General features: G+C 62.1%; 9 protein-coding genes. 6 read left to right on the top strand and 3 right to left on the bottom strand.

The genetic code is table 11. The features are described 5' to 3' along the window. The first annotated feature begins 12 nt into the window (after positions 1-12). A complete protein-coding gene (locus tag KI235_RS16040) occupies positions 13-1,575 on the top strand; it encodes a L,D-transpeptidase family protein (RefSeq protein WP_003202082.1) in 1,563 nt (520 codons plus the stop codon). 2 nt (positions 1,576-1,577) lie between these two features. Here KI235_RS16040 and KI235_RS16035 read toward each other — a convergent pair whose 3' ends face one another. Continuing rightward, positions 1,578-2,204 (bottom strand): NAD(P)H-dependent oxidoreductase, encoded by a 627-nt coding sequence (locus KI235_RS16035; protein WP_003202080.1) that lies wholly within the window; start codon positions 2,202-2,204, stop codon positions 1,578-1,580. A gap of 86 nt (positions 2,205-2,290) precedes the next feature. On the opposite strand from KI235_RS16035, the gene KI235_RS16030 reads away from it, so the two are divergent. The 4 genes from KI235_RS16030 to KI235_RS16015 all read left to right on the top strand — a co-directional run bounded on the left by KI235_RS16030 (position 2,291) and on the right by KI235_RS16015 (position 6,961). Next, entirely contained in the window at positions 2,291-2,914 is a 624-nt protein-coding gene (locus tag KI235_RS16030) for a TetR/AcrR family transcriptional regulator (RefSeq protein WP_003202078.1), read from the top strand. A 585-nt stretch (positions 2,915-3,499) separates the two neighbouring features. Then, on the top strand, positions 3,500-6,061 hold the full coding sequence (nirB, locus tag KI235_RS16025; protein WP_013693417.1) for a nitrite reductase large subunit NirB: 2,562 nt from the start codon (positions 3,500-3,502) through the stop codon (positions 6,059-6,061). Continuing rightward, complete coding sequence (gene nirD, locus KI235_RS16020; RefSeq protein WP_212795154.1) at positions 6,061-6,447, top strand: nitrite reductase small subunit NirD; 387 nt, start codon at positions 6,061-6,063, stop codon at positions 6,445-6,447. Before nirB ends, nirD begins: the two co-directional genes overlap by 1 nt. 73 nt (positions 6,448-6,520) lie before the next feature. Continuing rightward, on the top strand, positions 6,521-6,961 hold the full coding sequence (locus KI235_RS16015) for a CBS domain-containing protein (protein ID WP_003202071.1): 441 nt from the start codon (positions 6,521-6,523) through the stop codon (positions 6,959-6,961). A 45-nt stretch (positions 6,962-7,006) separates the two neighbouring features. Here the strand turns inward: KI235_RS16015 and KI235_RS16010 are convergent, their stop codons facing one another. Together KI235_RS16010 and KI235_RS16005 are read right to left on the bottom strand one after the other, a co-directional pair. After that, on the bottom strand, positions 7,007-8,044 hold the full coding sequence (locus tag KI235_RS16010; RefSeq protein WP_212795153.1) for an AraC family transcriptional regulator: 1,038 nt from the start codon (positions 8,042-8,044) through the stop codon (positions 7,007-7,009). After that, the gene (locus KI235_RS16005) at positions 8,041-8,955 is read right to left on the bottom strand and encodes a GGDEF domain-containing protein (protein WP_212795152.1); all 915 of its coding nucleotides are present in this window, start codon (positions 8,953-8,955) and stop codon (positions 8,041-8,043) included. The genes KI235_RS16010 and KI235_RS16005 overlap by 4 nt, the downstream gene beginning before the upstream one ends. 472 nt (positions 8,956-9,427) lie before the next feature. Here KI235_RS16005 and KI235_RS16000 point away from each other — a divergent pair, with 472 nt between their 5' ends. Then, the gene (locus KI235_RS16000) at positions 9,428-11,950 is read left to right on the top strand and encodes a TonB-dependent receptor (RefSeq protein ID WP_003202065.1); all 2,523 of its coding nucleotides are present in this window, start codon (positions 9,428-9,430) and stop codon (positions 11,948-11,950) included. Positions 11,951-11,953: the final 3 nt, after the last annotated feature.

Raw genomic sequence — 11,953 nt, 5'->3', positions numbered from 1 at the left:
GGAGTAAAGCAGTTGTTCAAAAAGTCCGCATGTTACCTGAGCCTTTTATTGCTCACTGCGCCATTGGTCGCGACAGCCGAAGACAGCGATCCGGCGCTCGTGCAGACGACACTGGCGCAATTGGCGGTCGCGTGTCCAAAAGTAGCGGCAAGTGTCGACTTTCAGGCGTTGCTCGACTTGCAGGCGTTCTATCAGCAAAACGCAGGCCAGGAAGCCTGGGCGGACGACGAACGACGGAGGGCGTTGCAGGTCCAGTTGCAACAACTGGCCGACGACGGCCTGGATCCAACCCGCTATAACCTACCGGCCCAGGGGGCAGACCAGGGTGCTCATTGTGTCGACATCGCCATCAGCCAACGCTACCTGAAAGCCTTGCATGACCTGCGTTTCGGCTATTTGCCCCAAGAGCGTCTGGAACCGGTATGGAAGGCCAACCCGCCGCCACAGGATCACCAGGCCGTGGTTCTGGCCATCGCCGGGGTAGGCCTGCAGAACGTCGCCAGTGCCTTTGAACAGGCCCGGCCGAACCTTGACCTTTATCGCAACCTGCGCGGGCTTTATGCCCGGCTGCGGCAACAGCCTTTATCCGACTGGCAACCCGTGCCCGGCGGGCCGCTGCTGCAACCGGACAAGCAGGACGCTCGCGTACCCGCCCTGGCCCAGCGACTGTTCAACGAAGGTTACTTGAGTACACCACCGTTGGTGACAGACGAGCACTACAGTCCCACGCTGGTGGAGGCGATGAAGAGCTTCCAGCTCCAGCATTCGCTGCAGGCCGATGGGGTGGTGGGGCCGTGGACCGTGACCGAGCTGAACATCAGCCCGGCCATGCGTCGCGAGCAGTTGCGCATCAATCTGGAACGCATGCGCTGGCTGGCCCAGGACGTGGAGAACGACAGCGTCCTGGTCAACGTGGCGGCGGCCCAGTTGACGGTTTATCGAGGCGGCGAGCCAATCTGGCAAACCCGCACCCAGGTGGGCCGTGCGCAACGGCAGACACCGTTGCTCAAGTCCCACGTCACCCGACTGACGCTCAACCCGACCTGGACCATCCCCCCCACCATCATGCGCGAAGACAAACTGCCCGAGATCCGCCGTGATCCGGAGTTTCTCGCCCGTCATAACTTGCGGATCCTCGACAGTGAAGGCCTGCCGTTGATGGCAGAGGATATCGACTGGGAGCACCCGGGCAACCTCATGCTGCGCCAGGATCCAGGCCCGAAGAATCCGTTGGGCAAAATGGCGATCCGCTTTCCCAATCCGTTCTCGGTGTACCTGCATGACACCCCGAGCCAGGCGCTGTTCAGCAAAGGTCCGCGAGCCTTCAGTTCAGGCTGCGTGCGGATCGAGCAAGTGATGCACTTGCGCGACTTGCTGGTAAGCCCGGCCGAACGCGCACGCACCGATACACTGCTGGCCAGCGAGACGACCCATGAGTTCCGGTTGGCCCGGCCCGTGCCGATCCTGCTGGGGTACTGGACAGCACAAGCGGACAGCCAGGGCCAGCCGTTGTACATCCCAGATATCTATGCTCGTGACGCGACATTGTCTGCTGCCCAGGGGCGGGCACTCTGAGGTCAAGCGCAGGCGGTGGCGGCGTGTGTGGTCTCGTCGAGCGTCGTGAACAGCCGCTGGCCGATAACGCTAGCGGCCTGCAAATGCTGGTGCGGATCGGCGGTTTCCGATTCGAGCAAACGTTGGGAACTCACCACGCGGGCGCCGCAGTAATCGAAAATGCCATGGTCGATCTGCGTGGTCATCGCCTCGCCATAGCCGTGGCGCTGGAAGCTGTCGGCATCGGCGCCACCGACCGCCACCAGGTGCACCCGCAAGTGCTGCAGTTGTTGGACAAACGGCTTGTCGAGGCTGAAATCGAATGCCCAGCCGTTGGAAAACACCCGGTCGATCCAGCCCTTGAGCAGCGCCGGCATGGACCACCAGTAAATCGGATAGACCAGCACCAACGTATCGGCACGATCGATCCTGGCTTGTTCGGCCAGCACATCCGCGGGCGGCAAGGCTTCGCGGTGGTGAACGGCGTGGTCGGCGAAACTGAAACGCGGATCGAAGCCTTCGGCGGCCAGGTCGGCGATCTCGAACGTATCGGCGGGGTTGGCGCGGGTGATGCCCTCGGCGATTTTTCCGGCCAGGCTGTGGGTGAGGGAACGAGGGTCGTGGTGAGCCACAACGATCAATGCATGCATGGCGAAACTCCTTCTGGTCACGCAGTCTGGAAGACAGGTATGCTGGGTTAAGTTACGGTTAGTAAGTTACGGTTGGTAAAGTTAGCATGTCAAGCACTGATGAAAATCCGCAGTCTTCACCTCGTCGTCGTTTATCCCGGCATGACCGGCAGCGACAATTGCTGGATGTCGCCTGGCGACTGGTGCGCGAGGAGGGCAGCGACGCCCTGACGCTGGCGCGGCTGGCAGATCAGGCGGGGGTGACCAAGCCCATCGTCTACGACCACTTCATCACCCGGTCCGGGTTGCTGGCGGCGCTGTACCAGGATTTCGACGCCCGCCAGACCGCGTTGATGGACGCGGCCCTGGACGCCAGCGACGCGACCCTGCAAAGCCGGGCGGCGGTGATTGCTTCTTCCTACGTCGAATGCGTGCTGTTGCAAGGCCGGGAGATTCCCGGGGTGATCGCGGCATTGACCAGCACGCCGGAGCTGGAACGCATCAAGCGCGAATACGAGGGGATTTTCCTCGACAAGTGCCGCGCCGTGCTGGAACCGTTCGCCGGCACGAAAGGCATCACCCAGGCCGGTTTGCGAGCGATGCTGGGGGCTGCGGAGGCACTGTCCAATGCCGCTGCCACCGGGGAAATCAGCGCTGGCGAGGCGAAGGAAGAGCTGCTGGTCAGTATCGTTGCAATGGTGAACAGGACCGTCGACACCCCTTCAAGCTGAACTACCGCTATCGCGAGCAAGCTCGCTCCCACAGGAAATTTGTACCGCCCCCAACCCCACGACCACCACTTACCCCTGTGGGAGCGAGCTTGCTCGCGATGACGGCGGCATATTCAGCCTCTTTGCCAACTGACCGACGGATATCGAGAGCAAGCCCCTCTTGAGGGCTGGCTGCACTTTTATGAAGCCGCAGGCGAGGTGTTCGCACCATCGCAAGGCAGTTGGCGGTGCTTGCGCAGCGGCGGCGGACGCCACTCAGCTTGCGGTGACAGAGCTGGCGTCTTCGCGGGCAGGCCCGCTCCCACAGGGGGATTAGCCGTGAATGCGCGACCATGAATAGGGGCTGGACGAGGTTTGGCACGCTCGCTGCAAGAGGCTATCCAGGCCCACCGCGAATACAGTCGAGTGGGCAACCCCGTCGGTCAACGAAGATCGAGTGCCAGCAGGCCGGGGGACAACGGTAGGTCGGGGCGCAGTCGCCGGGCCGATACCGCACAGAACAGGCAAAGACGCCTGGAACCGCAAGGTTTCAGGCGTCTTTTTTTTGCTTTCAAAATCGTGATGGGCTTTTGCCGGGTGCTTTTTATGAATTCCAACGTTGCTTCTCTGAACAAGCTGCAAACGCTGATCGTGATCGGCAATGGCATGGTCGGCCATCACTGCGTCGAGCAACTGATCGAGCGCGGTGCCCTCAATCATTACCGTGTGCATGTGTTCAGCGAAGAGCCGATGCGTGCCTACGACCGTGTGCACCTGTCCGAGTACTTCTCGGGCCGCGATGCCGAGTCCCTGGCCCTTGGCGAAGCGTCGTTGTACCAGACCCCCGGCGTCACGTTGCACCTGGGTGTGCCGGTACTGGAAATCGACCGTGACGCGCATCAAGTGGTGACCGCCCATGATCGCCTTCACTACGACAAGCTGGTGCTCGCCACCGGTTCCTACCCGTTCGTGCCACCGATTGAAGGTGCCGAAGGCGATTCGTGCCTGGTCTATCGCACCCTGGAGGACTTGGACGCGATCCGCGCCGCCGCCAGCAATGCCCGTCGGGGCGTGGTGGTCGGTGGCGGTCTGCTGGGCCTGGAAGCGGCCAACGCCCTCAAGACCCTGGGCCTGGAAGCCCACGTGGTGGAATTCGCCCCCCGACTGATGCCGGTGCAATTGGATCCCCAGGGCGGCTTGGCCCTCAAGGCCCGTATCGAGAAGCTGGGCGTCGGCGTGCACCTGTCCAAGGGCACCCAGTCCATCAGCGTCGGTGAGCAATACCGTTATCGGATGAACTTCGGCGACGACGATTTTCTGGAAACCGACCTCATCGTGTTTTCCGCCGGCATCCGTGCCCAGGATGCCCTGGCTCGCCAAAGCGACCTGCAGATCGGTCCGCGCGGTGGCGTGGTGATCGACGATCATTGCCAGAGCAGCGACCCGGACATCTACGCCATCGGCGAATGCGCGGCCTGGAACGGCAGCATTTTCGGCCTGGTCGCCCCGGGCTACCAGATGGCCCGCAACGTCGCGGCCCGGCTGTGCGGCGAAAGCGCGGAAGCCTTCACCGGGGCCGACATGTCGACCAAGCTCAAGTTGCTGGGTGTGGACGTTGGCTCCATCGGCGATGCCCATGGCAACACCCCGGGGTCGCGCAGCTTCCAATTCATCGACGAAACCAGCGCCAGCTACCGGCGACTGGTGGTGGCCGCCGACGGCAAGCGCGTGATCGGCGCGGTGCTGGTGGGCGATAACAGCTACTACGACACCTTGCTGCAATACATGCAGAACGGCATCGCCTTGCCCAAGGACGCTGCCAGCCTGATCCTGCCCTCGTCCGAAGGCGCCCCGACCCTGGGCCCTGCGGCGCTGCCCGAAACCGCCACCATCTGCTCGTGCCACAATGTCACCAAGGGCTCGATCTGCTCGGCCATCGATGGTGGCTGCACTGATCTGGGCCAGCTCAAATGTGACACCAAGGCCGGTACCGGGTGTGGTGGTTGTGCGGCCCTGGTCAAGCAAGTGTTCGAGCATGAGTTGACTGCCCGCGGCGTCAGCGTCGACAAGAGCCTGTGCGAACATTTCGCCTACACCCGCCAGGAGTTGTATGCGCTGGTGCGGGTGGAAGGCATCATCAGTTTCGACGAACTGCTGGCCAAGCACGGTCGTGGCCACACCGGCTGCGACCTGTGCAAGCCGGCGGTGGGCTCGATCCTGGCGTCGTGCTGGAACCAGCCGATCATGGACCCGTCTCTGGTGCCGTTGCAGGACACCAACGACACCTTCATGGCGAACATGCAGAAAAACGGCACCTACTCGGTGGTACCGCGTATCGCCGGTGGGGAAATCACCGCCGACAAGCTGATCGCCATCGGCGTGGTCGCCAAGAAATACGACCTCTACACCAAGATCACTGGCGGCCAGCGCATCGACCTGTTCGGCGCCCAGTTGCACCAGTTGCCGGACATCTGGGCCGAGCTGATCGAAGCCGGTTTCGAAACCGGGCATGCCTACGGCAAATCCACGCGCACAGTGAAATCCTGCGTGGGCAGCACCTGGTGCCGCTACGGCGTGCAGGACAGCGTGCAGATGGCCCTGACCATCGAGGATCGCTACAAAGGCCTGCGCTCGCCGCACAAGCTCAAGTTCGCGGTGTCCGGTTGCACCCGCGAGTGCGCCGAGGCCCAGAGCAAGGACGTCGGCGTGATCGCCACCGAGAAGGGCTGGAACCTCTACGTGGCTGGCAACGGCGGCATGCGCCCGCGTCACGCCGAGCTGTTCGCAACTGACCTGGATGACGCCACGCTGATCCGCTACATCGACCGCTTCCTGATGTTCTACATCCGTACTGCCGACAAGCTGCAACGGACCTCAGTCTGGCGCGAAAGCCTGGAAGGCGGCCTGGACTACCTCAAGGACGTGATCATCCACGACAGCCTGGGCCTGGGCGCCGAGCTCGAAGCGCAGATGCAACTGGTGGTCGACCGCTACGAATGCGAATGGGCCAATGCCCTCAAGGATCCGGAAAAACTCAAGCGTTTCCGCACCTTCGTCAACGACGGGCGCGGCGATCCGGATGTTCACTTCGTCAGGGAGCGCGGCCAGCGTCGGCCGGTCCACGCCCACGAACTCCACCTGATTCCCGTTACCGAGGAGGTGCTCTGATGAGCCAGTCAAACGTCGTTCGTATTCCTGTCCGTGATGTCGCTCAAGAACCCTTGCAATGGCGTGCCCTGTGCAGCCGCGAGGACCTGGTGCCCAACTCGGGTGTGGTCGCCTGGCACGACGGCAGCCAAGTGGCGTTGCTGTACCTGCCCGAGCATCAGGACAAGCCGCTGTACGCCATCGACAATCGCGACCCCAAGTCGGGTGCGAATGTTATCGGCCGCGGTTTGTTGGGCAGCATAAAGGGTGACCTGGTGATTGCCTCGCCGATGTACAAGCAGCATTTCCGCCTGGAAGACGGCCACTGCCTGGAGTACCCGGAGCAAAGCCTGCGGGTATGGCCGGTGCGGTTCAATGGCGATGTGGTGGAGATTGGCGAAGACTGACCAGCTTACCCATTTGTGGCGAGGGGATGGTTTAGCTCGAATTATTGTTTGATTCGCAACCTGGGGATTAGTAATGAAAACCGCCGCCCAACTGGTAAGACTCAAGAGCGTGCAAAACCAGCAGGTCCACAGCATCGCACCGGAGCAGACGGTGCTCGAAGCGCTGCAGATCATGGCCGAAAAAAATGTCGGCGCGCTGCCGGTGATCGAGGACGGCCAGGTGGTGGGTGTGTTCAGCGAGCGGGACTACGCGCGCAAGATGGTGCTCAAGGGGCGCTCATCGGTGGGGACGACGGTGCGCACCATCATGAGCGCGCCAGTGGTCACCGCCGACAGCCAGCAGAGCATCGACCGCTGCATGGAAGTCATGACCGACAGCCACTTGCGGCACCTGCCAGTGCTGGATAACGGGCAGTTGATCGGCCTGCTGTCCATTGGTGACCTGGTGAAAGAGGCGATTGTCGAGCAGGCGGATTTGATCCGGCAGTTGGAGCATTACATCCGCGGGCACTGAGCCCGCAGGGAATTTATCTGTGGGAGCAAGGCTTGCTCCCACAGTTCAGCCCAACATCAGCAATTGCCGGATCAGATTCGGCGTGCTGCCGGTCCAGCGCTTGAATGAGCGCCGAAAGTTCGCCGTATCGTTGAAGCGCAAGTACTGCGCCACTTCCTCGTTGCTGAAGCCCTTGACCTGATACAAATACAACGCCACATGGGTGTGCACCCGGTCCACCTGTTGCTGGAACCCGGTGTGGTGCTTGTGCAACTTGCGCTTGAGGGTTGCCGGGCTCATGGCGAAGGCCTGGGCGGTCTGCTCCAGGCTGGGCGTCTGCTGCACATGAGTGTGCAGGTAGTCGTAGATACAATCCAGGAAGCTTGAAGCGAAACCCAGTTGATCGAGCTGTTCCCGGGCTTCGATCCGCGCCACCTGGCCGGCGGTGGCGGAAACGTTGGGCCAGGGCTTGGCGAGGCAGTGGCGGGGCAGGCGCATCAGGTCCAGGGGGCGGTCGAACTGGGTGTGCTCACCCAGATGCACCCAATATTGCTCGATGTAGCGCGGTTCGCTGTGGCGAAAGCTGCACTGCCAGGGCAGGCGTTCGCCGCTGAGCCAGGCGCTCATCGCCACCATCGAGGTCATGCTCGCCTCCAGTACGAAGCGCCATTGTTCATCGGCGCCGCAGCTGTCCAGCCAATGGACATAGGCATAGTGCTCGTCCAACAGCAGCCTCGGGGCGGCCAGCGGGCTGAGAAGCGCCTGTTGGTCGATCAGGGTCTGCAGGGCCTGATGCAGATTCTGCGCGTGGCGCAAGGCGTGGCTCGCAGGCCCGTAGTGGCCCGGCAACAGCCGCTGGCCAAACAGGAAACTACTGTCGCTGGCATCCAGCAGGCGCCGGCTATTGTCGATCAGGCCGAGGAACTGCTGCGGGCTGATACGGCTCTGCCCGGCGAGGATATCGTCGTGAAACAACCCGGTGCCGCGCAGCAGGCGATGGCTGTCGATGTCCCGCGACAGCGCCAGGTCGATCAGCGCGGCGGGCTGATAGTGCCCCGGAATGAAGCGGCTTTCGGTTTCGTACCAGCACGTCTTGAGCGTCATGCGCTTTTCGCCAATGTGGTCCGGGACTGGGCCAGCGCCAGGTTCAGGCGTTTGAGCAAGGCCTCGGGGGATTCGTCGAACGCCATGACCACCGCCGTGCTGGCGACCAATTGCAACCGTTCGCTGTGTTGCCGGGTCTTGTGGGCCAGGCTGCGCACCGCAATTTCCAGTTCCAGGGCCAGGCGCCGGGCCTGGCTCTCGCCGGTGTCGGGCAGCAGCACCACGAAGCGATCGCCGGCCAGGCGGCAGAGCAGATCCTGGCGTCGCAGGTTCAATACCAGCAACTGGCTGACGGCCTGGAGCACCGCATCGCCTTCGCCGTGGCCGAAACGCTGGTTGATGGCCGTGAAGTTGTCCAGGTCCAGGGCCAGCAACGACAAGGGTTGCTGGCGGCGTCGACTGTCTTCCAGGCTGGCGGACAGTTCGTGCTTGAGAAAGTCGGCGCCGCCCAACGGCGTGAGTTTGTCGAACAGGCGATGCTCGCGGAACAGCCGCTCACGTTTTTCCATCTGCCCGTTGATCGCCAGTTGCTCCCGGTGCCAGTGATAGATGCCGAAGGTCAGCAGGATCATGCCCACCGGCATCGGCCCGGATTCGAGCCAGTGGTCCCAGGTGATGCTGTCGGGCAGGCGGATGAATTCATCAAGGCTGTCGATCCACCAGGAAAAGAAGATGCAGCCCAGGCCCAGGATCAGGTAGTTGGTGACCCGTCCGGCCGGGCGGCTTTTCAGCACCAACCCCAGCCAGACCAGCGCCAGCAGCGCCGAGCCACCTTCGCCGAGGATGTCCAGCCAGACCCATTCGGCGACGGGTTTGAGTTCGCCGCTGGCCAAGTGCAGGATCAACCCGAGGTTGGCCGCCAGCAGGAGCAGGGCGAGTTTGAGGCGGTGCGGGCGCAGCACGGAGAACATGGCCGGAATCCTTTGCCAGAAGCGGAATGCGACCCAGCACAGCAGATGGATGTGACAGTGCGGTGACGGCGGGGGATGGGGTGGGGGAGGTCGAATCAGCTCATCCTTAGTTTGAACTTTTCATGCATGACATCGCCACCTATCTCATTGTGGCGAGGGAATTTTGTGGGAGCAAAGCTTGCTCGCGATGAAGACGACGCGGTTTTTCAGGGAATCGAGGCGCCTGCATCGCGAGCAAGCTTTGCTCCCACAGCGGTGCGACGTTTCGCCAAATTCCTTCGCCCTTCAGATTCCCTGAACCTGTAAAACAGGTCATTTCAGCTCATTCCGGTTCTCCAGCCCCCCTAAATCAGCCGATTGCAGCCCCTGCAGCCAAACCCTGTCACAGAACCGTCATTCCCCACCCCTAGCGTGCCCTCCCAGTTGCCGGGCCATTGCCTGGCGGATTTCCGGATTCCTGGGGAGGACCACCATGTATCACCGCACAAGCACTGCCGGGCTCGTCGGTTTCACGTTCACCGCATTGGCGATGGCCATTGCCAGTGAGCGACTGAGCGCCGCCGAGCAGGCGGCCACTGAACACGTTGAAGTGGTCGGCCAGGCGGCCAGTATCGATCAGGCCCTCAAGGAACAGCGCAGCGCCGACAGCATCAAGAGCGTGGTGCATGCAGACGGCGTGGCGCAGTTGCCGGATGAAAACGTCGCCGAAGCGGTGCAGCGCCTGCCCGGTGTCAGCGTCGAGCGCGACCAGGGCGAAGGCCGGTTTGTCAGCGTGCGCGGCCTGGGACCGGACCTCAACAGCGTGACCATCAACGGTACGCTGGTGCCAGCCCCGGAGAGCGAACGCCGGGCCGTTGCCCTGGATGTGCTGCCTTCGGAGCTGGTGCAATCGTTGTCGGTGATCAAGACCCTGACGCCGGACATGGACGCCAATTCCCTGGGCGGTACGGTGGACGTCAAAAGCCTCTCGGCCTTCGACCACAAGGGCCTGTTCTACACCGGCAGCAGCGAAGCCAGCTATGACAAGAACACCAGCCAGACCAGCCCGAAATTCTCCGGCGCCATCAGTGATCGTTTCAGCCTCGGCGACGGCATCGACAATTTCGGCGTGGCTGCGGCGCTGAGCTGGCAGAAGCGTGACTTCGGTTCAGACAATGTCGAAACCGGCGGCGCCTGGGATTTCGAGCAAGGCTCGCGCCTCGAAGAGTTCGAACAGCGCGACTACGACATCCGTCGCGAGCGTGCCGGTGGCGGGTTGAACTTCGACTACAAGCCCGATGACTTCAGCAGCTATTACCTGCGCACGCTGTACAGCCGCTACAAGGACAGTGAAACCCGCAACGCCGCCAGCATTGCCTTCGAAGACCCGCAAGCCGCCGGTGAACTGGGGGATGCCGAGGGCAAGCGCAAACTCAAGCAACGTGAAGAAACCCAGGAAATCCAATCCTACGTGCTCGGTGGCGAACGCATGTTCGGGCTCTGGACCCTGAGTGGCCAGGGCGGTTATAGCCAATCCAGCGAAGACAGCCCCGGCCACATCGCCGGCGCCACTTTCGAAGGCATCGACGGTTTCAACGGCGGCTTCTACGACAGCGACAAACCGCGGCCGATCATCGGCTCGGGGTTCTACGATCCGGCCAACTTCAGCCTCGACAAGGTGGATTGGGAAGAACAGAAGACCACCGACACCGAGAAAAACCTGCGCCTGGACCTGGCCCGGGACTATGACCTGCGTGGCTATGCGTCCCAGGTCAAGTTCGGTGGCAAAGTCAGCCGACGTAACAAGGACAACGACCTCAATGCCTGGGTCTACAAGGATTTCGACGACTTGGGGTTTACCGACGAGCAGTTGAACCTTGGGCAGTTCCAGAAAGGCAACGTGGACTATCGCCTCGGCCGCTTCGGCCCGGGCATCAGCGCCGACGCGATCAAGCAGTTGCTCGGCGGTCTGAATCGCGATGAGTTTTTTGACGAGCAGGAGTCGCGAGTCAACGACTTCAAGATGAGCGAGGACATCAACGCCGGATACCTGATGAACACCGTCGATATCGATGACTGGCGCTTCATCGCCGGCATGCGCTACGAAGGCACCGAGTTCGAAGCCAAGGGCACCGGCGCCACCGACGGCGTATTCACCGACACCGAGACCCGCCGCAAGTATCACCACTGGTTGCCGGGCCTGCACGCGCGCTATCAGCTGGACAAGAACACCCAGGTGCGTGCGGCCTGGACCAAATCCGTGGTGCGTCCGACCTTCGGGCAATTGGCGCCGGGTTTTGTCATCGACGATGACGAGGCGACGTTCGGCAACCCGGAGCTCAAGCCGCTGGAATCGAGCAACCTGGACCTGGGCATCGAGCACTTCATGGGCCACGCCGGCACGGTCTCGGCCTTCGTGTTCTACAAGGACATCAAGAACTTCGTCTACAACACCGATCTGGCCGGCACCGGTGCCTGGACCGATTTTTCAGAAGCCCACAGCTACGCCAACGGCGACAGCGCCAAGCTGTATGGCCTGGAATTGGCCTATTCACAAAAATTCGACTGGCTGCCGGCACCTTGGAACGGCCTGCTGCTCGGCGCCAACACCACCTTCAGTCGTTCGGACGCCGAGATCGAAGGCTTCGACCAAGCCAGTGGTACCCAGCGCAAGCGCAGCATCGACTTGCCGAACCAGTCGGACACGGTCGGCAACCTGATGTTGGGTTGGGAAAACGACAAGCTGAGCCTACGTCTGTCGGCCAACTACAAGTCCGCGTACCTGTTCGAGCTGGCGTCCATCAGCGACCGCGACCATGACCTGCACGTCGACGCCCAGACCTTCGTCGACTTCAGCGCGCGTTATTCGCTGACCAAAAACCTGCAAGTGAGCCTGGAAGCCCAGAACCTCACCGACGAGCCGTATTTCGTCTACACCGGCCACCGCTCCTACAACGGCCAGTACGAAGAGTACGGCCCGACCTACAAGCTGGGGCTGACCTTTACCCATTTCTGAATC

This window comes from Pseudomonas sp. St386, assembly GCF_018325865.1.
In the GTDB taxonomy this organism is placed as follows: Bacteria; Pseudomonadota; Gammaproteobacteria; order Pseudomonadales; family Pseudomonadaceae; genus Aquipseudomonas; species Aquipseudomonas brassicacearum.
Note: the sequence above shows the minus strand (reverse complement) of the source record. Positions and strands in the feature narration are given on the sequence as shown.

What these genes read in the sequence shown, in the direction of transcription:
- nirB (WP_013693417.1), top strand. Translation starts at nt 3,500, where the DNA reads ATGAATTCCAACGTTGCTTCTCTGAACAAGCTGCAAACGCTGATCGTG.
- KI235_RS16005 (WP_212795152.1), bottom strand. Translation starts at nt 8,955, where the DNA reads ATGTTCTCCGTGCTGCGCCCGCACCGCCTCAAACTCGCCCTGCTCCTG.
- KI235_RS16010 (WP_212795153.1), bottom strand. Translation starts at nt 8,044, where the DNA reads ATGACGCTCAAGACGTGCTGGTACGAAACCGAAAGCCGCTTCATTCCG.
- nirD (WP_212795154.1), top strand. Translation starts at nt 6,061, where the DNA reads ATGAGCCAGTCAAACGTCGTTCGTATTCCTGTCCGTGATGTCGCTCAA.
- KI235_RS16030 (WP_003202078.1), top strand. Translation starts at nt 2,291, where the DNA reads ATGTCAAGCACTGATGAAAATCCGCAGTCTTCACCTCGTCGTCGTTTA.
- KI235_RS16000 (WP_003202065.1), top strand. Translation starts at nt 9,428, where the DNA reads ATGTATCACCGCACAAGCACTGCCGGGCTCGTCGGTTTCACGTTCACC.
- KI235_RS16035 (WP_003202080.1), bottom strand. Translation starts at nt 2,204, where the DNA reads ATGCATGCATTGATCGTTGTGGCTCACCACGACCCTCGTTCCCTCACC.
- KI235_RS16015 (WP_003202071.1), top strand. Translation starts at nt 6,521, where the DNA reads ATGAAAACCGCCGCCCAACTGGTAAGACTCAAGAGCGTGCAAAACCAG.